Genomic DNA, 22,674 nt, shown 5'->3' on the forward strand with positions numbered 1-22,674 from the left:
GCCCCAATTATGACGTAAGGTGTCCATCTGAACACTCTAAGTCACTTTTGGAGAACTAGGGGGAGTTCGACGTGGACAGGGGACCGGTACGGGCACTGGCGACGACGGGGGCACTGACCCTCGTCCTGACACTGGTCGGAGCGGGGGACGCCCCGGCGGGCGGGGCCCCGTCCTCTCCACGGCAACCCTCGGACCGGCCCGCGGGAGCGACGGAGCCGCCCCGGCGCGGGGGGTACGCCACCGACGAGGAGTGCACCGTCTCGGAGATCCTGGAGCCCTCGTGCGGCGTCTGGTGGGGGGCCAGCCCCTACCAGGACCGGATCGAGCCCCTGGAGGAGGCGGTCGACCGCCGCATGGACGTCGTCTACACCTGGCGCGGCGTCGACCAGGCCAACGTCCCCGGTGAGCGCGAACGCAGACTGATCGCCGAGGGCAGGTTCGTGCACACCAACATCGAGGCCCGGCGGTTCACGCGCTCCGGGCATCCGGCGGTCTCCTACGAGTCCCTCATCGACGGCGAGTTCGACGACTCGCTGCGCTCCCAGGCCCGCGCCATCGCGGAACTGGACGTGCCCTACTTCGTCACCTTCGACCACGAGGCCGACGCCAACACGCGCTACAACAGGCGCGGCGCGCCCGAGGAGTTCGTGCGGGCCTGGCGGCACATCGTGGACCTGTACCGCGAGGAGGGCGCGGACAACGCCATCTGGGTGTGGAACGTGACCGGCTGGGAGGGCAACTTCGACCGCCTCCCCGGCCTGTGGCCCGGCAACGACTACGTCGACTGGGTCAGCTGGGAGGCGTACAACATGACCGGCTGCGACTCCCAGCCGCACTGGGACGAGGCGTACTCCTTCGAGGACATGATGCGCCCCGCCTACGAGTGGTTCCAGAACGAGGGGCCCGAACACGGTATCGACCCCGACAAGCCGGTGATGATCGGGGAGATGGGCACCACGCACATCGGCCCGCAGGAGACCCTGGAGTGGTACTCCGAGATCCCCGACGTGCTGCGCCGCTACGAGCGGGTGCGCGCGGTCAAGGTGTGGGACAACAAGCTGTCCCCGGACTGCGACTTCCGGATCCGGGCCGACGAGTACGCCCAGCGCGGCTTCGAGGCCGCCGGACAGGACCCGTACGTGTACCTGCCCGAGCGGGTGCGCCGCCTGGCCGAGTACGCCCAGGAACGGGGTTGACCGCCCGGGGTCCGGGCCGTCCGGGTCGGTCCGCGCGTGCGGGGCCCGTACGGGGGCGCCGCTTCAGCCGCCCACCGGCCTGAACATGGACCAGGTGCGCGGGCCGCCCCCGGGCAGCACGTACTCGGCGGTCACCCGGAAGCCGAGCGACGTGTACAGGCCCACGTTGCCCTCCGTCGACGTCTCCAGGAACGCCGGGAAGCCCGCAGCGTCGGCCTCGTGCAGGCCCGCGCCGATCACCGCACGCCCCAGCCCCCGGCCCCGGGACGCGGGGTGGACGCCGACGGTGCCGAGGAACCACACCGGCTCCTCCGGCCGGTACGGCTCCATGGCGGCCTCGGCCTGCGCGTAGGCCCGGGCGCGGTCGCCCGCCAGCTCCACGAGCCGGGGGAGCAGGGCCTCCACGGCCTCCTGCGCGCCGTCGGCTCCGGGCACCGTCCAGACGGAGGCCGCCCGGAGGTCGTCGCTCACCCACACCCGTCCGTACGGAAGCCCGACTTCGGCGAGGAAGACGCGCTGGAACTCCCGCAGCCGCGTCCCGTGGCCGTCGGCGCTGATCACGTGACGGGTGAAGGGATAGTCCGCGAAGGCGGCGGCCAGCGCGTCCGCCGCCCCCTCGACGTCCTCGGGGGTGGCCCTGCGAATCATGCGCGTCCTTCCCGGCTGCTCGGTCCGCGCGCCGGGCCCCGGCGCGCGGACCGAGGTTACAGGCCCCTGCCGCGCAGGTGCAGCGCGCGCGTGACCCACCCGGCGGGCACCCCGAGCACCACCGCGAGCGCCAGGTAGGCGCGGGCCTCGGCCGGGCGGCTGCGTACGGTGGTGCCGATCCAGCGCAGCGCGGCGCGCCGACGCCCGGAGGCGGCCTCGGCGAAGGCGATCTGCCCGGCCACGCGCGCGTGGCCGCGCGGCACCAGCGCGAACTCGGGGTAGCGGTCCAGCAGCCAGCGCAGGGCGGTGGAGATGGTCCGCCAGCGCCCGGAGAAGTGCGACCTGCGGTGCCACAGCACCCGCACTCCCGGTTCGGGGATGTTGCGGATGGGTCCGCGCCGGGCCAGGCGCAGCAGCAGTTCGTAGTCCTCGGCGTAGCTGCCGGGGATCTCCTCGCTGACGGTTCCGCAGCCGTCGATCATGGCGCGGCGCCGGATGAGGAACGTGGACGGGTGCAGCTCGGTCAGGCGCGACCCCAGCAGGTCGCCGAAGGTCACGCTGGTGCGGTCCAGGCTGCGGACCGCCTCGACCCTGTCGTAGACCACCCGGATACCGCAGCACACCATCTCCGTGCCGGGCTCGTCGAGCATGACGTCGACCTGTGCCCGGAGCTTTCCGGGCAGCCACGTGTCGTCGTCGTCGCAGAAGGCCACCAGGTCGGTGTCGGCGGCGAGCACACCGGTGTTGCGGGCCCCGGCCAGGCCGGGGGTGAGGGTGTTGGTGACCACCCGCACGGGGCGGTCGCCGTCGGAGCGGGCCAGGGAGGGGTCGGGCTGGTCGTTGTCGAAGACGACGATCGTGGTGATGCGGCCGGAGTAGTCCTGCTCGTTGATCGCCCGCAGGGTCCGTCGCAGCAGTTCCGGCCGGTCGCGGGTGGGCACCACCACGGTCACGCCGGGCGGGGGCCCGCCGTCGACGGAGCCGGAGGTGCGGGCGGCGGCCAGCGCGTCCGCGCCGCCTCCGGCCGTGCGGGCGGCGGCCGTGTCGTCGGGTGCGGCGGGTTCCGCCGTCGCGCCCGGGTCCCGCGTGAGCAGGTCGATGAGCTCCCCGGCGCGCAGCGCGGCCCGCTCGGTGCCCTCGCCGTCGCCGGGGTCCACCCGGAAGTCCCCGGGCGAGGCGAGCGCCCTGTCCAGCAGCGCGCAGAGCTGTTGGGGGGTCGCGCAGGAGCGCACCCGGCCCGCCTCCTCCAGGCGCCGTACGAACAGGAGCTGGTGCTCGTCCACGTGCTCGTCGAGTTCGGGGTCGCGGGCGACGACGATGGGCAGGCGTCCGGCGCGGCGGGCCTGGACGATGGTGCCCGGTCCGCCGTGTGCGACGACCACCCGGGCCCGGCGCATGTGCTCGCCGAGCTCCTCGCCCGGCAGGAACGGGGCGCCCGCGGCCACCGCGGGGGCGGCGCTGTGCCCGTGCTGGACCAGGAAGCGCAGGCTCCGGTGGCGCCGGGCGTAGTCGTCGATCCACCGGACCAGCCGGTCGAAGGAGTGGTGGTCGGTGCCGAGGCTGACGACCACGTCGGGGTGGCCGCTGTCGTCGGGGCGCGGGACGGGACGCGTGGTCTGTTCGGTCAAAGCAGCGGTCCTACCGTGATGGCGGTCGGCATGAAGGCGCGCTGTTCCTCCCACTGGGCGAGGAACAGCCGGGTGAACGGACGGCACAGCCGGGCGGTGAGCGTCGGTGTGTCGAGGCGGTCGTAGACCTCGATGTAGACGGTCGGTATCCGCAGCAGCCACGCCAGGGCGAAGAACGGCAGCGCCACCCCGGCGCCGGTGGTGACCACGGCGCACGGGCGCCGTTCGCGCAGGACGCGGACGGCCAGCCAGGCGTTGCGCAGCAGGTTGCCCACGTGGCGGGTGGTGGGGTGGAAGGCCCACCGGACGCGCTCGCCGGTCAGGGCGGACTCGGCGTCGGGGGTCCGGAAGGTCACCCACACGCGTTCGCGCTGCCGCCACCAGGGGCGCAGTGAGCACAACTGGGCGAGGTGCCCTCCGCTGGAGGCCACCAGGAGAACCGGTCGTGGAGACATGGGGTCATCATTACATAACTCTGTGTAGTCACTGGGAGGGTCGCGGCGAGGCGCACCGGTTGTCCACAGGCGGGGGAGGGCGTCTTCCGCCGGGCGCGCGCAGGGGCTTTCATGGATAACGGGGGGTCCCCAGGGCCCGCCCGCCTCACCGGCGCGGATCCAGGCCCAGCAGTCCGCGCAACGACCACACCGTCACCAGGTGCCCCACCGCTCCCGAGGCCACCGCCATCGCCAGCGTCGCGGCCCCGCCGCCCAGCAGCGTCTCCAGCAGTAGCGGCAGGGCGCCGAACCAGGCCACCGCGCTGGCCGTCGCGGCCAGCACCGGGCGGCTGAACGGGTGCAGCACCACGCGGGAGCGCAGCTGCCACAGCGGAAGCAGCTTGCGCACCAGCATCGCGGCCACCAGGGCCACGGCCGCCCCGGTCGCTCCGGCCGCGGGTACGAGCAGCACGCACACCAGCACGTTCGCCGCCAGCGACAGCACGTTGTTGACCAGGTTGAGCCGGGTCAGCCCGGTCATGGTCAGGACCAGGTCGCCCATCCCCAGCGCGGCTGCCGTCAGCTGGCCAGCGCACACCACGGCCAGCGCCGTCGCCCCCGCCGCGTACTCCGGCCCGAACAGCCGCATCGCCTGGGGGGCGAACACCAGCACCGACAGGTACAAAGGCCACAGCAGGCACACCAGCCAAGCCGTTCCCACCTGGTAGAGGGTCCGGACCCCGGCGTGGTCGCCCGTCGCCAGCTGTTCGGCGAACCTGGGCTGGGCCGCGTACAGCACCGCCTGCGTGCCGAACTGGCCGACCACCATGACCCGCGTGGCCGCCGTGAACACCGCCGCGCCGCTCAGCCCGCCCAGGAGCGCCACGAGGACCACGCCGCCGCGCTGCACGCCCATCTGGGCGACCGCGGCCACCGCGCGCGGCAGGGAGAAGGCCCAGAACGTCCGCGCGTCCACCCTCTCCACGGCCTCCTCCACGGCTTCCGGGGCCACGGCCGTCCCCGTGGCATCGGGCTCCTCACACGCCCGGCCGGTCCCCGAAGCCACGGCCGCCGCGGCGGCATCGGGAACACCGGGAGTTCCCCGTTTCCCACCGGGCACCTCCTTCCCGAGGGCATCCGCGTCCCCCGACCCGTCCGCACCCCCGGAGGCGCCACCGGCCTCGGGGACGGCCCGGCGCAGGACGCGCCCCAGCCAGAACCACGCCACCACGGCCGCGGGCAGGTACGGCCCCGCCCACGCCAGCGCCAACAGCCCCGCCGCCCCCGACAGCGCGACCCCCGCCACCAGGGCCAGCTGCGCCAACGGACGGCCCACCTTGTCCACCAGCACGGTTCCGGCCATGTCGTGGTGGGCCCGCGTCGCGGCCAGGGCCGTGTCCGCCAGCACCGCGAACGGCAGGAACACCGCCAGCAGCCGCAGGTATACCTCCGCCTCGCCGTCGCCCAGCCCCCGCGCCACCGGTCCGGCGCACACCAGCAGCAGCACCGCCAGCGCGCACGCGGCCAGCACGGCCGGGGCCGCGGCCGTCCGCAGCAGCCGGGGCACGCTCCCGGGGCCGCCGAACACGCGCATCCGCGCGATGAAGTACACCAAGCCGTCCGACGCGCCCAGGTTGGCCACCACCGCGGCGATCAGGAACACCGACGTCGCCGAGAACAGCAGCCCCGCCGTCTCCTGGGAGAACGCCCGCGTGATCGTCACGATCACCGCCAGGTTCAGCGCGGCGCCGACCACGGCCCCCGCCATGTTGACCGCTCCGCCGCGCAGGACGCGGCGCAGCCCCGCCCGCTCCCGCTCCGCCGCGGCGGTCACGCGCGCCACGAGGGGACGCGCCCCCACCAGTCCGCCAACCGCGCGTCGCTGTCGGCGAACCGCGCCGCCAGTTCCGCGCGCAGCCCCTCGGGCATGTCCGTCCGGGCGCGCGCGTTGTGCCTGCCCGGGGCGTCGCCCGGCCCGGGCGGCAGCCCCAGGAACCGCTCCACCCCGCTCAGCGCCCGCGCCGTGCCGTCGAACAGGTCGGCGTGGTCCACCACGTGCATCCGGTCCCGTCCCAGGTGCTTCTCCATCCGCGCCAGCTGGTCCGCGTAGCGGCCGCGCGCCACGTAGCCGTGGTGCTGGTGGGAGTACGACAGGTACCCGGGATCGGCCAGCATCCGCTCCTCCTCACCGGCCAGCCGCTCCGGCTCCAGTTCCAGCGCCCGCTCGAACGGTTCGGTCTCGAAGCCGCGCGCGGTCTCGTGCGCGTGCGCCGAGTAGGCCCGCTCCACCGGGTCGCGCAGGATGACCACCACCCGCACGTCCGGCAGGTCGCGGGCGATCCGCTCTGCGGCCAGCGGATGGAACAGGTAGTACGGGCTGGACTCGACCACCCTCACCCGGGGCCGCCTCGGCCGGGCCCGAAGCGACGCGCGCAGGGGGAAGTACGCCCGGTACCGGTCCGGGCCGCCGCGGTAGCCGGTGTCGAAGTAGTGCACCCCCTTGCGCAGGGTGGGCCCGGTGACGCACGGGTGCTGGCACAGCGTCCTGAACAGCGACGTCGTGCCCGAGCGCTGCGCCCCGCAGACGAGGAAGTCGGGCAGGGCGCGGGCCGGCGCGGTGAGCGCGCCCAGGCCGTCGGCGAGGGACAGGAGCGCCTTCCGGGCCGGGACGGCCATGCGGTGGAACAGGACGGGAACGGTGCTCCGGGGCATCACGTGCTCCTTCTGTCGCAGTTTCGGTCAACCCCGGCAGCCGTCCTCGGCGCCCGGGCTCGGCGGGTCGTGTCGATCGATCGGGTGGCCTGGTTCGCCGGGCCGCCCGGGCCCGGAAGGACCGCCCGGGCCCGTCGGGGACGTTCAGGTCTGGTGGGCGGCCTCGTGGGCCGCCCTCTCCTGGAGCCCCTCCAGAGCGGGCAGCAGCCAGTCGTCCACGGCCGCCAGGTGGCCGCCGCTCTCGTCCTGCCGGTCGTGCAGGTACCGGGTGGCCAGATCGATCAGGTACAGCGCCATCACCGTGGACACCGTGTGGGAGCGCACCCCGGTCTCGGACATCAGCGGGTCGCGCAGCAGCCGCGACCCGCTCTCCAGCCACCGGTGCACCCCCGGGTGGACCCCGGCCTGCACGCACTCGTTGAGGTCGTAGTGCAGGGCGTCGAAGCCCGCGGGCGCGTCCATGGCGAGGCGCTCCCAGTCCCACACGAACGCGCGCCGCGCTGTGCTGGCGATGTTCCACCTGGTCAGGTCGCCGTGCCAGGCTCCGAATGGCACGTACACGTCGGGCAGGCGGCGCAGCGCCGCGCGCAGGGGCCCCACCTCGGGGCGCGTGCCCAGCGTCACGATCCGCTCCTCCAGCGACCGCCGGTAGGGGCTGTCGGACAGCCTCCGGCGCCGCACCCTGGACAGCCCGACGATCTGCGTCACGCATCTCAGCAGCTGGCGCCGCGTGGGCCGGTCGGTCTGGACGCCCACCGGCAGCGCCTCCTGCACCAGCAGCGGGTGGCCGTTCCACTCGCCCTCGTGCAGCAGCCGGGGGACGGTCACGTCGGGCAGGCGGGCCTCGGCAAGCTGGCGCAGGGCGCGCGTCTCGGCGCGCACCAGGCGCGAGGTCAGGTCGTTGACGGCCACCTTGGCGTAGCCGATCGTGCGTCCGCCGGGGGTGAGCAGCAGAAGCACCGGCTTGCGGTTGGCCCGGGGCGGGCCCACGTGGATGGCGACCGCCAGATCGCGGTCCAGCGCCGCCGTGAGCGCGTGCTCGATACCCGGACCGGCCCCCACGTACAGCCGGTCGCGCAGCAGGAGCGGGGCCAGCCCGGTGGCGAACGCCCCGGTCAGCAGCAGCGTGCGCGCCCTCTCCCGGAACGAGTGCCCCTGCGCGAAGGACGTGATGCCCCGGGTGGCCGCCGACCGGTCGTGCGCGGGCAGGATCACCCGGGGGTTCTGGGCGTTGGGGACCGGAAGGTACTGGGTGCCCCGGTCGCGGCGCACCAGCCGCCGCATACCGCGGTCGCCGGGGCCGAGCAGCCCGCCGCACGGCCACAGCACCGCGGCGAGGTCGGTCAGGTAGGTCGTCTCGCTGTTCACCAAAGACCCCCGCGGGTGCGCGCGGTCCGCCGCCGGAGCACCGGTTCCTCGCCCCGCCACAGCAGGGCGACGGCGACCATGGTGACGGCCAGCGGGGACATCAGCGCGACGTAGAAGAACATGTACCAGAACAGCAGCAGCACGGTCAGCAGCGCGCCCTGCCCCTCCAGCGAGGCCGCGCGGCGGTAGCGCCACACGACGTGCGCGAAGAAGGCGAACATGAGGCCGGTGCCCACCCAGCCCCCGGCGATCAGCGTCATCCACAGCTGTCCCGCGTTGCCGATGACGTGCTGGCCGCAGCCGGGGCACTCGGAGGTGGGGCCGATCGCGATCGACTCCGAGCTGCCCAGGCTCTCGCGGGTGGTGCCCCACCCCGTGACCGGGGACAGTCGGGCGGCCTCCACGGACGCCGCGTTGGTGGCGGCCCGGCCGTCGTCGCTGTGCGGGTTGTCGAGCCTGGCCCGCACCACGTCGGCGAGCGGTGAGGCGGCCAGCGCCAGGAGCACCGCCAGGCTCGCGACGGCGCAGGCGCCCACCAGGAGCACCCGGCCGCGGCGCAGCGCCACGTGGGCCGCGAAGGCCGCGGACAGCGCCAGCCCCGCCCACAGGGCCCGGTTGAGCGAGTACACGGCGGGGACCACGGCCAGCGCGGCGGCGGCCAGCCCGCCCCAGCGCACCCAGCCCGAACCCTGCGCCACCCAGCCCACCACCAGCCACACCAGCAGCAGGGAGAGCATGTAGCCCCAGATGTTGGTGTACTCCCAGGGCGCCTTCGGCCGGGCCGACTCGTACCCGAAGATGTCCATGACCTGCGCGGACGCCGGGTGGATGAGGGCCTGCATGTAGGGGTCGGCGGTGAGGGCGGCGGGGAGCAGGTACTCCGCCGGGGCCGTGAACTCGAACCGGGGCGCGAGCATGCCCAGGTAGCCGCCCGCGACCGTGGCCAGGCCCAGCACCGCCAGCGCGCACACGACCGCGCGCGTGGGCAGCTCGCGCTCGGAGAGGTTGCCGACGTAGAGCAGCAGGACCGTCAGCACGAGGTAGTTGACCGCACGGAGTACGGCGCCGCCGTATCCGCCGCTGCCCGGCACGGTCCCGGGCATCTCCAGGTGGACCAGGCACAGGCCCAGCACCGTCCACAGCAGGAACAGCGCCCACAGCCAGAACCCCGGGGGGACCCGCAGCCCCGTGGCGCGGTGCCGGCGCACCAGCTCGGCGGCCATCGGGACCGCGAACAGCCAGTAGGCGAACTGCCCCAGGCCCAGCGCCCACCACAGGGGGTACCCGGCCAGCAGCCAGAGCAGCGGCCGACCGGTGCCGACGCGGGTTCCGCCCACGGGGAGCGGGCCCCCGAGGCCGCCGACGACCGGGCCCGCCGCCCCGGCGGTCGGCCGGGGGGCGCGTGCGGACGTGCTCCAGGCCATCAGTTCCGGGTCCCCGGGGCGGCGCCGGGGGAGGTGTCCTCGGCGGCTCCGGTCGGCCGGGACTCCTCGGTGCCCTCTGCCCCCTCGGTCGCGAAGGCCACGAGGGCCTCCGTGGCCTCGGCGCCGCTGACGGTCGCCTCGGGGCCGTGGGGCTCCCGAGACTCGGCCGCCCGGGCCAGCCCGAAGGCCATCTCCGCCTCCGAGGCCGTGCCCGGGGCAGCCGCGGTCCCCGCGGCTCCGTCGCTGGCCCCACCGGTCCCGTCCGCTCCGCTCCGGTCCGGGGCCGCGGCGTCCTCCTCGGTCCGGCCGTTCCCGGCGGCCTCGGGCGTCACCGGGATCTGGGTGGCACCGTCGCCGCCCAGCACGCGGGGGACCTCCAAACCCGCGGGTATCCCGCCGTCGCGGGGGGCCGCCGCGTCCTGCGCGGTGCCCTCGCCGGTCCTGGCCGCCTCCGCGAACCGCTCGGCCGTGTCGGCCCCGGCCGCCCCGGAGCGCTCCTCGGCGGGGCCGACGCCACCGGCGCGCTCGCCGCCGTCCGCGCCTGCGGAGTCCCCGTCCTCCGCCGGACCCTCCACGGCCTTCCCGAGTCCCGCCGCGGCCTCCGCCCGCCGGGGACCGGGCGCCCCCGGAACCCCTTCGGCGTCCCCGGGAGCCGGGGGCCGTGCCGCCCCGCCGCGCCCCCGTGTCCCCGCGGCCCCGGCAGGGGGCAGTTCGCTGACGATGCCGGTCAGCGCGATCCCCGTAGCGGCGCGGCCCTTCGCGGCCCCGGCCGGCTCCTCGGCCCTCTCGGCCTCCTCGTCCGACCCGACCGCTCCGTCCCTTCCGGGTGCGCGGCCGGACCCGGCGGCCTCCTCCCCGGCGACCGGCTCGGCGGCGGGCGGCGACGCCACCGGCGCGGGCCCGGCCAGCGGCTGGCGCGGCAGGACGGCCGTGCCCGCAACGGGCACCCCGAACCGGTCGGCGAGGACGAGCAGCTCCCGCAGCTCGGCCCGGCGCGTCCGGTCCAGTTCGACCACCGGCAGCATCAGGTCGGCCGAGCCGGCCAGCGCGTGCGCGTCGGCGCGCTCGCTCACCGGCGCCACCGCCACCACCACGTACTCCGCCCCCGCCCGCAGCAGCCGTACCAGTTCCGGCATGGCGGTGCCCTGCACCGGCGCGTCCAGACCCGGCGACCCGTAGCGCAGGACCCGCAGCCGGGACACCGCTCCGGGCCGCACCTCCAGGCCGGCGGGGTCCTCACCCTCCAGCAGCGCCTCGGCCAACCCGGGGCCCTCCGGCAGTCCCAGCAGCTCGCCGACCGTGTCGGTGCGGGGGTCGGTGCACACCAGCAGCGTCTCCGAGCCCGTGCGGGCCAGGGAGGCGGCCAGGTTCACCGCGGCCGCCGCACCGGCGCGGCCCGGGGTGGTCGCGGTGACGAGCAGCACGCGGCCGAGGGCCTCCTCCTCAGTGAGGAATCCGGCCGGCCCGTCCCCCTCCCGGGCACCGCCCGCGTCCGTTCCGGCGAGCTCGTACACTCCCGTCCCGCCCGCCCCGGCTCCCCCCAGGGGCCGGTCGGCCGCCGGGGGAGCGGGGACCGCGGCGAGGCGGGCGCGCACCAGGTGCGCGAACTCGTTGACCCGCTGCCCGCGCCGGTCGCCGTCCGCCAGCAGCCCGGGGGAGCGCTGGCCGCGCCCGACCCGCTCGGACAGGTCGAGCAGCACCGGCACCGCCCCGATCCGCCCGGTCTCCTCGGCGTCGTGCAGCCACGGGTCGAGGCGGTCGCGCACCACGGCCGCCAGCAGCCCCGCCAGCAGGCCGAGCGCACCGCCGCCGATCAGCCACAGGGCGGGCGTCGGGCTGCTCGCGCGCTCTGGGAGCCCCGCCGGGGTGATGACCCCGCCGGGCTCGACCGTCTCCGCCAGGGCGCTGAGCGGGCTGATGCCGTTGCCCAGTTCGGTGATCTCCGCGCGCAGTGCCTCCACCCGCGCGTCCGCACCGGGGCCGGCGGGCTCCGCGGCGGCCTCGGCGAGGGCCTCGTAGCGGGCCTCCTGCTCACCACGCAGCGCCTCCAGGTGGCCGTCGATCAGCTCGTCGATCCGCTCGCGGCGCAGTTCGAGGTAGGCGTCGGCGTAGGCCTGCGCGCCCGCCCGCGCGGCCTCCGGGCTCTCGGCGGAGTAGCTGATCTCCAGGACGCTGCTGTTGGGGGGAACGCTCACGTCCACCCGCTCGCGCAGGTCCGTCACCGAGGGCGCGGCGCCGCCCTCCTCCGCCAGGGCCTCGGCCACGGCGGACGACACGCGGTCCGACAGCAGGACCTGCGCCTCGGTGTCGAGGTTGACGTCCCCGGCCAGGCGGCCCGAGCGCTCCCCGGTGAACTCGGCCATCCCGCTGGGCTGGACCTGGACGGCGGAGACGGAGGTGTAGGCGGCGGGGAGTCCGACCGCCGCGGCGGAGGCCAGCGCCAGCCCGCCGAGCACCCCGGCGCCGACGAACCGCCAGCGGCGGCGCAGCAGAGCCGTGTACTCCCTCAGTTCCGGTCCGGACGGGCCGGGGGCGTCGGTGTCCATCGAGTCCTCTCCGCGCAAGGGTAGTCAACACTTTTAGTGATTGATTGCATACTAAGTGTAATCCCTTGGGGGGTCTTCGCAGCGTGGGCGAGCGGTCGTTTCCCGACCCGGGTAGTGACCGGAACCGGAGGCCGCGTCACAACCCGGCAAGACTCCCGGGCACGCGAAGGGGGCGGCGGGACACCCCGCCGCCCCCTCGGACGCCCCGACCGGCCTCTAGCTGATGACCACCGTGGGCGGAAGACCGGTGGAGGACTCCCACGCCTCGTCGCACTCGTTCTGGCTGGAGACCGTGTGCGCCAGGGCCGAGCACTCCCGGTACTGCGCCATCTGCTCCTGGTACACCACGGCCACCGCGAACAGCGACAGCGACATCACGATCCCCAGCACGCCCACGACCACGCTCATCAGCGCGCCCGGCGCCTCGGTGCGGTTCGCCCGCGCGGCCCGCCTCGCCCGGAAGCCCTGCACGACACCGAACACGGACAGCACGACCCCGTAGGGCGGCAGCAGCAGGCCGGCCGCCCCGAAGAACAGGCCCCACAGGCCGCCGCGTTCGGCTCTGGGCGGCTGCCCCTCGTTCCGGGGCTCCGGGCTGTTGTCGGTCAAGGTTCACTCCTTATGCGCGCCCCGCTCGGGGCGCCGTGGTCGCCTCCGCCGCACGGAGGCTACCCGTCGTCCATGGTCACGCCGGTCCGGGGGCCGCCGAGACCCCCGTCACAGGTCGGCCAACACCCACTCCCCGTGGGTAGACGCTACCTGGACCGATAGGGTGGGAACGCGGGCGGGCCCAGCGGGCGCGCCCGTCACCCGCCCGTCACCCGCCGCCACCCCCAACGGACGCCTCCGGCCCATGGAGGCCCGCGGGGGAGCGCCCGGCGGAGGGCGATCGGGTCACCCGCACACCACGCCTCCGGCTCCGGCGCGCGCCGGCCCGGACCGGCGTACGCGAGATCCGGATGCTGCGCCGTCCCCCGGCGCCCCCGGAAGGCCAGAGGCGGCTCTCGCACCGTTCTCTACACAATGGGAGAAGCATTGTCCGCGCGAGTGGTGGTCCTCATATCGGGCACGGGCAGCAACATGGCCGCCCTGCTGGAGGCGGCCAGGGACCCGGCCTACGGGGCGACCGTCGTCGCCGTCGGCTCCGACCGCGAGGGGACCCGCGGCGTCGAACTGGCCGAGGAGGCCGGTGTGCCCGCGTTCGTCGTCCCCTTCCGCGACTACTCCGACCGCTCGCGGTGGAACGCCGCCATGGCCGAACGCATCAGCGAGCACCGCCCCGACCTGGTGGTCTCCGCGGGCTTCATGCGCATCCTCGGCCCCGCCGTGGTCGGCAGCCACCCCGCGGTCAACATCCACCCCGCGCTGCTGCCCTCCTTCCCCGGCGCGCACGCCGTGCGTGACGCGCTCGCCCACGGTGTCCGCGTCACCGGCACCACCATCCACTTCCTCGACGAGGGCGTCGACTCCGGTCCGATCATCGACCAGGTCGCGGTGCCCGTCGAGGACGGCGATGACGAAGCCAGCCTCCACGAGCGCATCAAGACCGTGGAGCGGGCGATGCTGGTCGACACGGTCGGCAGGCTCGCCCGCGAGGGCTGGACCATCGACGGCAGGCACGTGCGGTTCGGCCGCACCGAGCAGCGCGTCACCGACGCGACCGACACGAAGGAGAACCGGTGACCCAGCAGGCCATCAGGCGTGCGTTGATCAGCGTCTACGACAAGACCGGTCTGGAGGAGCTGGGCATCGGCCTGGCCGAGGCCGGGGTGGAGATCGTCTCCACCGGCTCCACCGCCGCGCGGCTGCGCGCGGCCGACATCCCCGTCACCCCCGTGGAGGACGTCACCGGCTTCCCCGAGATCATGGAGGGCCGCGTCAAGACGCTGCACCCCTCCGTGCACGCCGGGCTGCTGGCCGACCAGAACAACCCCGAGCACGTCGCCAGGATCAAGGAGCTGGGCATCGCCCCCTTCGACCTGGTCGTGGTCAACCTCTACCCCTTCCAGGACACCGTCGCCTCCGGTGCCTCCGAGGCCGACTGCATCGAGAAGATCGACATCGGCGGCCCCGCCATGGTGCGCGCCTCGGCCAAGAACCACGGCAGTGTCGCGATCGTGGTCGACCCGGGCAGTTACGACGCCGCCCTGGAGGCCGTCCGCGACGGCGGCTTCACCCTGGAGCAGCGAAAGCGCCTGGCCGGGCTCGCCTTCCAGCACACCGCCGCCTACGACGCGGCCGTCGCCGACTGGTTCGCGGCCGAGTACGCCCCCGACGCCGAGGCCGCCGAGTCGGGTTGGCCCGGCTTCCTGGCCACCGTCCACAACCGCAGGGACGTCCTGCGCTACGGCGAGAACCCCCACCAGAAGGCGGCGCTCTACACCGTCGCGGGCGCCCCGGAGACCGGCCTGGCCGGAGCCGAGCAGCTGCACGGCAAGGCGATGTCCTACAACAACTACGTGGACGCCGACGCCGCGCTGCGCGCCGCCCACGACTTCGACCAGCCGTGCGTGGCCATCATCAAGCACGCCAACCCGTGCGGGATCGCCGTCGGCGCCGACAACGCCGAGGCCCACCGCAGGGCGCACGCCTGCGACCCGGTGTCGGCCTTCGGCGGCGTCATCGCCACCAACCGCCCCGTCGGCGAGGAGCTGGCCGGGCAGATCGCGGAGATCTTCACCGAGGTCGTCGTCGCCCCCGCCTTCGAGCCCGCGGCCGTGGAGATCCTCAGCCGCAAGAAGAACATCCGCCTGCTCGTGGCGCAGGGCTCCGGCCCCGGCGCGGGCGTGGAGCACCGCCAGATCAGCGGCGGCCTGCTGGTGCAGTCGCGCGACGCCATCGACGCCCCCGGCGACGACCCCTCCACCTGGACCCTGGCCACCGGCGAGCCGGCCGACGAGGCCACCCTGGCCGACCTGGCCTTCGCCTGGAAGGCCGTGCGCGCGGTCAAGTCCAACGCCATCCTCCTGGCCTCCGGCGGCGCCACCGTGGGCGTGGGCATGGGCCAGGTCAACCGTGTGGACTCCGCCCGCCTGGCGGTCACGCGCGCGGGCGAGAGGGTGACCGGCTCCGTCGCGGCCAGCGACGCCTTCTTCCCCTTCCCCGACGGCCTGGAGATCCTCACCGGTGCGGGGGTCCGCGCCGTCGTCCAGCCCGGCGGCTCGGTCCGCGACGAGGAGGTCGTGGCCGCGGCCGAGGCGGCCGGCGTGACCATGTACCTCACCGGGACCCGGCACTTCTTCCACTGAGCGAGGAGACACACGCATGAGCGCGATCGTCCTGGACGGCAAGGCCGTCGCCAAGTCCATCCGCGAGGAGCTCTCCGAGCGGGTGGCCAAGCTGCACGACCGCGGCGTCACCCCCGGTCTGGGCACGGTCCTGGTCGGCGACGACCCGGGCAGCCACTCCTACGTGCGCGGCAAGCACCGCGACTGCGCCCAGGTGGGCATCGCCAGCATCCGCCGCGACCTGCCCGCCGACGCCACCCAGGAGCAGGTGGAGCAGGCCGTCCACGAACTCAACTCGGACCCGGCCTGCACCGGCTACATCGTGCAGCTCCCGCTGCCCAGGGGCCTGGACGAGAACCGCGTGCTGGGCCTGATCGACCCGGTCAAGGACGCGGACGGCCTCCAGCCCTCCAACCTCGGCAAGCTGGTGCTGATGCAGGAGGCGCCGCTGCCGTGCACCCCGCGCGGCATCGTGGAGCTGCTCACCCGCTACGAGGTGCCGCTCAAGGGCGCCGAGGTGGTCGTGGTCGGGCGCGGCGTGACCGTGGGCCGGCCCCTCGGCCTGCTGCTGACCCGCCGGTCGGAGAACGCCACCGTCACCCTGTGCCACACCGGCACACGGGACCTGGCCGAGCACACGCGCCGCGCGGACATCATCGTCGCCGGTGCCGGAGTGCCCGGGCTCATCACCAAGGACATGGTGAAGCCGGGCGCGGCCGTGCTGGACGTGGGCGTCTCGCGCACCGAGTCGGGCCTGGTCGGCGACGTCGTCCCCGACGTGGCCGAGGTGGCCGGGCACCTGTCGCCCAACCCCGGCGGCGTGGGCCCGATGACCCGGGCGATGCTGCTGGTGAACGTGGTGGAGGCCGCCGAGCGGCAGGCCGCCCTCTAGGCAGTGTTTTCTGGGGCCTCCGCTTCGCTTCGTCCCACCCGTCGCCCGCCACGACCCCCGACGGACGCTGCGCTCGGTCCTTCTTGTGTTCGGGCGCCCGAAGCACGGGAACCTTCGGTGCCTACGGCGGGTTCGCCCGTTCCTCGCGAACCCGCCTCCGGCCCCTCCAGAACCCCGTGGGCGCCAGAACCGACCCCCACAAGCCGAGGCCGGTCCGGAGGACCATCCCCAACCGCACCCCTGCCGGGCCCCGTTCGAGGCGGGGCCCGGCTCCGGCGTCACACACGGGCCGAACCCGGTCGCACTGCGTGACCGGCTCCGGCCCGACCGTTCGCACGGCACCCTCCGGTGGGGCCGGGGGAGCGCTCAGCTGGCCTTGCGGGTCGAGCCGCCCATCGGCATCGGCCGCACCAGGCCCAGCGCCACGACCTCGTTGGCCAGCCGCGTCCTGCGGTTCTGCCCCTCGGGGATGCGGAACTTCTGGTACAGCCGCAACAGGTGCTGTTTGACCGCCGCCTCGGTGACCACCAGCGCCTCGGCGATGTCCCGGGCGGTGGCGGGGGCCACGAAGGCCTCCTCCGACAGCGCGGGCTGGCACAGCGCGGTCAGCACGTCCAGCTCCCGGCGGGTGAGCTCGGGGGCGGCGCCGCGGCGCAGCTCGATGTCGGGGCTGATCTGCTCCTTGGGCAGTCCGCCGACCCGGCAGCGCGCGGTGCCGAAGCTCACCACGTCGCCCTCCTCCAGCACCCGGCGGGCGATGGGGCGGCCGTTCACCCGGGTCCCGTTGCGCGACAGGCCCAGGTCCACCACGTAGACGTAGGGGCCGCGGCGGACCAGTTCGGCGTGCAGCTGGGAGACGCTCGGATCGTTCAGCCTGATGTCGGCGCCCTCCCCGCGGCCGACCGTGGTGACCTCACCGGCGAGCTGGCGTATGTCCCCGGTCTCTTCGACGCGGAGGTAGGGCCCGTCCACGGTGGTTCCTCCCGGAGTGGGGTGGCGCTGCCGGTGGGGGTGCGGGCGACGGTGGTGGAGGGGAGGCTGTCGTGGGGTGACGGTTCGGTCTACGCGTGGAGTGGGCTTCATGGGGGTGGTCCTCGCTCACCGGTGCACTCATCTCCAGCTTGGTTACCCGGGCGGTAAGCGTTCTACGCGCTTACTCCGGAGTTAGACGGATAAGGCGTGCAAATACGCCTCTGTGGCCGAAGCGGAAGCGGGAAACGGTCATGGGCGTTCGGGGCCCGAGCCGGACCGTTTCCGTGAGCCCTGAGGAGTCGGCGGTCCGGATCACTACAATGGGCGCAGTCTCTCCCGGACGGGAAGCCTCGCTTCCCGCGCGGTGCCGCCGAAACCCTCACGGACGCGAGCCTCCGGAGCGGTGTTCGGTTTTCGGACAGCCAGTCCTCGACGGATGGCCGGTCCGTGCCAGTTCCCGGGAGAAGACCGTGAACGAGCCGCGAGGCGGCCAAGCACTTTCGTAACCGAACGGGTCGGGACGCGGTGGACAAGGCGGGGCAGGCGGATTTGGCGGACGCGGACGAGGGCGCGCCCGGTGCGAGGGCACCCGGCGGGGCGGCCCGCGGCGGGCGGGAGCCCGAGGGGGGAGCGCCGGGCGGGGACGGACCCGGGGGGCCGGAGCCCGGCGGCGGTTCCGCCAGGGACTCCGGGGCGGACTCCGGGGAAGTCGCGCGGGAGCCGACCGCGGAGGGGCCCGAGACGCCGTACTGGCTCTCGCAGGTGCCCTACTTCCTGGTCATGTCGGCGCTCGCGGCGGGGATCGTGGTCGTGGCCGCGGCCTACTTCAAGCGCGGACCGGCGATCATCGCGGGCGCGCTGCTGCTGGCGGCGACCTTCCGGGTGCTCCTGCCCCGGGACTGGGTCGGGATGCTCGCCGTGCGCCGCCGGTGGATCGACCTGCTCACCCTGACCACCCTCGCGGTCCTGCTGATCGTGCTGGCATGGGTGGCGCCGCAACTGTCCGCTTAGGCGTCGAATAAGCTTGACGTCGAGATACCGCGACACCGAGAAGCCACCTGCCCGCCGGGGAGCACGGACCCCGGACGGGACCGGTGGACCGCCGGGTGCGCGGACCGGCCTCCGGCCGCGAGCCGGACGCGGGCCCGCGGCGCACGAGGCGGCAGCGAAGACTGAAGGGACAGCCACACAGCCATGGCCAAGATCAAGGTCGAGAACCCCGTAGTCGAGCTCGACGGCGACGAGATGACCCGGATCATCTGGTCCTTCATCAAGGACCGTCTGATCCTCCCCTACCTCGACGTCGACCTGAAGTACTACGACCTGGGCATCGAGGAGCGCGACCGCACCGACGACCAGATCACCGTCGACGCGGCCAACGCCATCAAGGAGCACGGCGTCGGCGTCAAGTGCGCCACCATCACCCCGGACGAGGCCCGGGTGGAGGAGTTCGGCCTCAAGAAGATGTGGCGGTCGCCCAACGGCACCATCCGCAACATCCTCGGCGGCGTCGTCTTCCGCGAGCCCATCATCTGCGAGAACGTGCCCCGCCTGGTCCCGGGCTGGACCAAGCCGATCATCATCGGCCGCCACGCCCACGGCGACCAGTACAAGGCCACCGACTTCAAGGTGCCCGGTCCCGGCACGGTCACCATGACCTACACCCCGGCCGACGGCAGCGAGCCGGTCGAGTTCGACATCGCCAACTTCCCCGAGGCGGGCGGCGTCGCGATGGGCATGTACAACTTCCGCAAGTCCATCGAGGACTTCGCGCGCGCGAGCCTGAACTACGGCCTGGACCGCAACTACCCGGTCTACATGTCCACCAAGAACACGATCCTCAAGGCCTACGACGGCATGTTCAAGGACGTGTTCCAGGAGATCTTCGAGACCGAGTTCAAGGACCGCTTCGACGCCGCGGGCCTGACCTACGAGCACCGCCTCATCGACGACATGGTCGCCGCGGCGCTCAAGTGGGAGGGCGGCTACGTCTGGGCCTGCAAGAACTACGACGGTGACGTGCAGTCCGACACCGTCGCCCAGGGCTTCGGCTCCCTCGGCCTGATGACCTCCGTCCTGCGCACCGCGGACGGCCGCACGGTCGAGGCCGAGGCCGCCCACGGCACGGTGACCCGCCACTACCGCCAGCACCAGCAGGGCAAGCCCACCTCCACCAACCCGATCGCCTCCATCTTCGCGTGGACCCGCGGTCTGGAGCACCGGGGCAAGCTCGACAACACCCCCAAGGTCGTCGAGTTCGCCAACACCCTGGAGGACGTCGTCATCAAGACCGTCGAGGGCGGCCAGATGACCAAGGACCTCGCGCTGCTCGTCGGCGGCGACCAGGAGTTCCTGACCACGGAGCAGTTCCTGGCCGCGCTGGACGAGAACCTCGCCAAGCGCCTGGCCTGAGCCCCCGCGCTCCGTCCGAGCGGCGGTGCGCGCGGCGGACCCGGACGGTCCTGATCCGTACCGTCCGGGTGAGACCTCGCTCACGCCCGGTCGCCCCTCGGGGGCGGCCGGGCTTCGCCGTGCCGGGTGCGGGAGGAACCCGCCCCCGAGGGGCCCGGGTGTCGCGAACGCGGCCTTCGCGGGGTTCTGGGACCGCGGTCGGCCAAAGTTTCCCGGCGTGTTTCCCGTGTTCGGCGTACATGCGCGGGCCGGCGGTGGCAGGATGGCAACGCCGGACCACCGCAGAGGCCCGAGGGTGCGACATAGGCCACGTGCACAGGATTCGCACCTTACGCGAACTTTGACCTATTGTGGAGACGTGCCGGTGAGAATCGGCAGGCCAGAGCGGGTTTCGGCTCCTCTGCCACTATGACCGACGTGCCGGCCGTGCGCCCGCTGGGGGGTAGGCGCGCACAGTACGGAACGTCACGAAGAAGGGCCCGTCGCTTCGGCGACGGGCCCTTCGCCTTTCCCCGGACCGCCCGCACTTGCGCGGCCCGAGGCGGTCCGGCCTCCGGTCTACTCCTGGAAGGCGCTCTCGGGGATCGGCTCCCCTGCCCGCATGGCGGCGAACATCTCCTCGGAGCGCGCCTCGTCCCAGATCACCACCGAGCCGACCCCGTCCAGCGTGGGGGTCTGGCCCACGGGGATCGCGGTGGTCTGCGTACCGCCGCGCATCGCCAGGAGCATGCTGCCCAGGTGCCGCAGGTCGTCGCCCTCGTCCACCATGAAGGTGTCGGTGCCCGCGAGCACCAGCGGGACGGACTCGAAGGGGTTGAACAGCGTGGAGGGCGCGCTGGCCGTCTGGACCAGCGCCGAGAAGAACTCGCGCTGGCGGGCGATGCGGTCCAGGTCGGCGCGCGGCGTGGCCCGGGTGCGCACGTAGCCCAGGGCGGTGCCGCCGTCCATCGTCTGGCAGCCCGCCTCGATGTCCAGCCCGGCCTTGGGGTCGGCCATGGCCTCCTCAGGGCACAGCTCCACGCCGCCCACCGCGTCCACGATGTCGACGAAGCCGCCCATGCCGATCTCCACGTAGTGGTCGATGTGCACGCCCGAGGCGCGCTCGAAGGTCTCCACCAGGGGGGCGGGGCCGCCGCAGACCTCCTCGCCCGCGTCGTTCGTGCCGCACACGGTGTCGGCGAAGGCGGTGTTGATCTTGTTGTCGGCGTAACCGGGGACGGCGAGGGGGACGTAGGAGTCGCGGGGGACGCTGACGATGGTGGGGTCGCCCTCGTCGGGGATGTAGAGCACCATGATGGTGTCGGTCCGGCGGCCCTCGGCGTAGCCGGTGGCCATCTCGTCCATCTGCTCCTCGGACAGGCCCTGGCGGCTGTCGGAGCCGACGACCATGTAGGTCGTGCCGGGCTGCCCGTCCGGGCGGCCCTCGTAGTCCAGCAGGGCCTCCACCCGCTCCAGCCGCGAGTTCGCGTACACGTAGAACCCGCCGACGAAGACCAGGGGGACGACCAGCAACAGCACCAGCACGGTCACCGTGACGGTCGTGGCCAGCCGCCGCTTGCGCTCCTTGCGCCTGCGTTCGAGGCCGCGGCCGTCGTAGACGCGTCCGGCGCTGTGTGTGCGCCTGGACCTCTGGGACTGCTGAGGCCTCTGGGACCGCCTCGGCCGTACGGGGGGCACGTCCTCGGCGGGCGGGAGCCGACGCGTCTCGCCGACCACCCTCTGCTCGGACTCGCGCGGGCGGTAGAGCTTCTCGAACTCGTCCGGCCTGTCCGGGGACCCGCCGCGCCGGAACACGCCCTGTCTGTCGTGCTCGCCGGTGCGACCGGGGTCGTCACGGTTCCGTCGGTCAGCCATCGCATCGCCCATCTGCTCAGCGTCGTGGATCGCCTCGTCGCTTACTTCCACCCTGTGTGATCGCGAAAAGGGTAGCGGGGTTCGGCGCAATGTCCCGGTTCGGCCTCCGGGAACCCCGCGGGCTCCCGCCGCGCGACCGCCTCCGCGCCGTGTCCGGGCCCCGGGCCCGCCGGCCCGACCGGTCTCAGCGCAGCCGGTGGGCGCCCGCGGAGGGCACGGCGGCGCGCACGCGCGGCGGGACCCGGCCGTCGGCGCGGAACTCCCGGGCCAGCGCCTCGCCGATCCCCTCCACCCGCTCCTCGGCGGCCAGGGCCAGCACGGTCCCCGCCCAGCCCGACATCCGCACCCCGCGCGCCCCGGCCCGCGCGGCGGTCTCCGCGGCCAGCTCCACCTCCGGCGTGGGCAGCCCGAAGCCGCGCAGGGACAGGTGGGAGGCGGACAGGACCGGACCGACCTCCCCGAAGCGCCCGGCCCGGAGCAGCCCCACGGCCGCGTTGAGCCTGTGCACCTCGGTCACCGCGTACTCGACCCGGCGGCGCAGCACGGGGTCCGGCAGGCTCGCCAGCGCCCCGGACAGGTCCTGGACGGCGCGCAGCGGCCCGAGCGTGCGCTGCGCGCGCTCCAGCTCGGCGGAGCGGGCCGCGCGCAGGTCGCGCCGGGGCAGGGCGCCGGTGTCCACCACCACGAGCCTCAGCCCGGCCCCGGCGAGGTCGAAGGGCAGCACGGTGGTGCGCAGGCTCCTCAGGTTCACCCGGACCGCGCACCCGGGGCGGGCCGCCAGGGCCACCCGCTGGTCGGCGGTGGCGCCCTCGGGCGGGGGGCCGCCGCCCAGGTCGGCCAGGGCCAGCGCCACCGCCGCGCCCACGGCGGCCGTGTAGCCCAGGGAGGCGTGTTCGGGCAGGTCCGCGTCCAGCACCGCGCGCACACCCGTGTCGCCGTCCAGGACACCCGCCCGGCGCGCGGCGGCCACGGCCCCGGCCACCGCGCGCGCCGCCGCGTCCCGGGGCGCAGCGGGCCGCTCGGGGCGGCGACGTGCACGCCCGGGTCCGGAGCGGTGCCCACGGCGGCCGTCACGCCCCAGGGCAGGGCGGCGTACAGCCCGGCCCCCGCGCCGGCCGCGGTGTGCTCGCCCATGACCGCCAGGCGCCCGGGCGCGTGCCACACGCCCGCGGGCGGCGCCTGGAACCGCGCCCGGAACCGACCGACCAGTGCGTCGGCGTCCGGCGCCTCCTCGGGCCAGGCCCCCCGCGGACCCGCCGACCGCACACCCAACACGGCACGCAGCCGCGCCCCCGCGCCCCCCACCGAGGCCCCCTTCCGCCGGACGGTTCTTCGTCCCCCAAGTCTGCCCAAGGCCCGGA

17 protein-coding genes and 1 pseudogene are annotated in these 22,674 nt (G+C 74.3%); 6 read left to right on the forward strand and 12 right to left on the reverse strand.

Translation table 11 applies throughout. From position 1 onward, the window contains the following. Positions 1-71 precede the first annotated feature (71 nt). Positions 72-1,196, forward strand: coding sequence for a glycoside hydrolase family 26 protein (locus tag KGD83_RS05355; protein WP_212642797.1), 1,125 nt, complete (start codon positions 72-74; stop codon positions 1,194-1,196). 63 nt (positions 1,197-1,259) lie between these two features. Here the strand turns inward: KGD83_RS05355 and KGD83_RS05360 are convergent, their stop codons facing one another. The 9 genes from KGD83_RS05360 to KGD83_RS05400 form a co-directional block, all read right to left on the reverse strand. Next, positions 1,260-1,844, reverse strand: a complete 585-nt coding sequence (locus KGD83_RS05360; protein WP_212642798.1) for a GNAT family N-acetyltransferase — start codon at positions 1,842-1,844, stop codon at positions 1,260-1,262. Between the two features lie 56 nt (positions 1,845-1,900). Next, positions 1,901-3,472 (reverse strand): glycosyltransferase, encoded by a 1,572-nt coding sequence (locus tag KGD83_RS05365; protein WP_212642799.1) that lies wholly within the window; start codon positions 3,470-3,472, stop codon positions 1,901-1,903. Next, the gene (locus KGD83_RS05370) at positions 3,469-3,927 is read right to left on the reverse strand and encodes a glycosyltransferase family 28 protein (protein WP_212642800.1); all 459 of its coding nucleotides are present in this window, start codon (positions 3,925-3,927) and stop codon (positions 3,469-3,471) included. Before KGD83_RS05370 ends, KGD83_RS05365 begins: the two co-directional genes overlap by 4 nt. Before the next feature lie 145 nt (positions 3,928-4,072). Beyond that, positions 4,073-5,767: a lipopolysaccharide biosynthesis protein gene (locus KGD83_RS05375; protein ID WP_212642801.1), complete on the reverse strand. Its 1,695-nt coding sequence runs from the start codon at positions 5,765-5,767 to the stop codon at positions 4,073-4,075. Then, the gene (locus KGD83_RS05380) at positions 5,737-6,618 is read right to left on the reverse strand and encodes a sulfotransferase domain-containing protein (protein ID WP_212642802.1); all 882 of its coding nucleotides are present in this window, start codon (positions 6,616-6,618) and stop codon (positions 5,737-5,739) included. The genes KGD83_RS05375 and KGD83_RS05380 overlap by 31 nt, the downstream gene beginning before the upstream one ends. A gap of 144 nt (positions 6,619-6,762) precedes the next feature. After that, positions 6,763-7,986, reverse strand: coding sequence for a phosphotransferase (locus KGD83_RS05385; protein WP_212642803.1), 1,224 nt, complete (start codon positions 7,984-7,986; stop codon positions 6,763-6,765). Then, on the reverse strand, positions 7,983-9,410 hold the full coding sequence (locus KGD83_RS05390; RefSeq protein ID WP_212642804.1) for a ligase: 1,428 nt from the start codon (positions 9,408-9,410) through the stop codon (positions 7,983-7,985). Before KGD83_RS05390 ends, KGD83_RS05385 begins: the two co-directional genes overlap by 4 nt. Beyond that, entirely contained in the window at positions 9,410-11,956 is a 2,547-nt protein-coding gene (locus tag KGD83_RS05395; RefSeq protein WP_212642805.1) for a lipopolysaccharide biosynthesis protein, read from the reverse strand. Before KGD83_RS05395 ends, KGD83_RS05390 begins: the two co-directional genes overlap by 1 nt. Positions 11,957-12,172: 216 nt before the next feature. After that, positions 12,173-12,565 carry a DUF4190 domain-containing protein gene (locus KGD83_RS05400; protein WP_212642806.1) on the reverse strand — a complete coding sequence of 131 codons (393 nt, stop codon included), beginning with the start codon at positions 12,563-12,565 and terminating at the stop codon, positions 12,173-12,175. A 438-nt stretch (positions 12,566-13,003) separates the two neighbouring features. Between KGD83_RS05400 and purN the strand changes: the two genes are divergently transcribed. From purN to KGD83_RS05415, 3 genes are read left to right on the forward strand one after another with little or no spacing between them, the layout of a single operon-like run. After that, entirely contained in the window at positions 13,004-13,639 is a 636-nt protein-coding gene (gene purN, locus KGD83_RS05405; protein ID WP_212644278.1) for a phosphoribosylglycinamide formyltransferase, read from the forward strand. Beyond that, positions 13,636-15,204 (forward strand): bifunctional phosphoribosylaminoimidazolecarboxamide formyltransferase/IMP cyclohydrolase, encoded by a 1,569-nt coding sequence (gene purH, locus KGD83_RS05410; protein WP_212642807.1) that lies wholly within the window; start codon positions 13,636-13,638, stop codon positions 15,202-15,204. Before purN ends, purH begins: the two co-directional genes overlap by 4 nt. A gap of 16 nt (positions 15,205-15,220) precedes the next feature. Continuing rightward, positions 15,221-16,075 (forward strand): bifunctional methylenetetrahydrofolate dehydrogenase/methenyltetrahydrofolate cyclohydrolase, encoded by an 855-nt coding sequence (locus KGD83_RS05415; RefSeq protein WP_212642808.1) that lies wholly within the window; start codon positions 15,221-15,223, stop codon positions 16,073-16,075. A gap of 366 nt (positions 16,076-16,441) precedes the next feature. Here KGD83_RS05415 and KGD83_RS05420 read toward each other — a convergent pair whose 3' ends face one another. After that, positions 16,442-17,047, reverse strand: coding sequence for an FHA domain-containing protein (locus KGD83_RS05420; protein WP_212642809.1), 606 nt, complete (start codon positions 17,045-17,047; stop codon positions 16,442-16,444). A 525-nt stretch (positions 17,048-17,572) separates the two neighbouring features. On the opposite strand from KGD83_RS05420, the gene KGD83_RS05425 reads away from it, so the two are divergent. Next, entirely contained in the window at positions 17,573-18,058 is a 486-nt protein-coding gene (locus KGD83_RS05425) for a DUF3017 domain-containing protein (protein WP_212642810.1), read from the forward strand. A 183-nt stretch (positions 18,059-18,241) separates the two neighbouring features. Further along, positions 18,242-19,459: an NADP-dependent isocitrate dehydrogenase gene (locus KGD83_RS05430; RefSeq protein ID WP_212642811.1), complete on the forward strand. Its 1,218-nt coding sequence runs from the start codon at positions 18,242-18,244 to the stop codon at positions 19,457-19,459. A 558-nt stretch (positions 19,460-20,017) separates the two neighbouring features. Here the strand turns inward: KGD83_RS05430 and KGD83_RS05435 are convergent. Both KGD83_RS05435 and KGD83_RS05440 read right to left on the reverse strand, forming a co-directional pair. Beyond that, positions 20,018-21,313: an LCP family protein gene (locus tag KGD83_RS05435; protein WP_212642812.1), complete on the reverse strand. Its 1,296-nt coding sequence runs from the start codon at positions 21,311-21,313 to the stop codon at positions 20,018-20,020. 184 nt (positions 21,314-21,497) lie between these two features. After that, positions 21,498-22,618, reverse strand: a pseudogene (locus KGD83_RS05440) (galactokinase family protein). Positions 22,619-22,674: the final 56 nt, after the last annotated feature.

This window comes from Nocardiopsis akebiae (assembly GCF_018316795.1).
Taxonomy (GTDB): domain Bacteria; phylum Actinomycetota; class Actinomycetes; order Streptosporangiales; family Streptosporangiaceae; genus Nocardiopsis; species Nocardiopsis dassonvillei.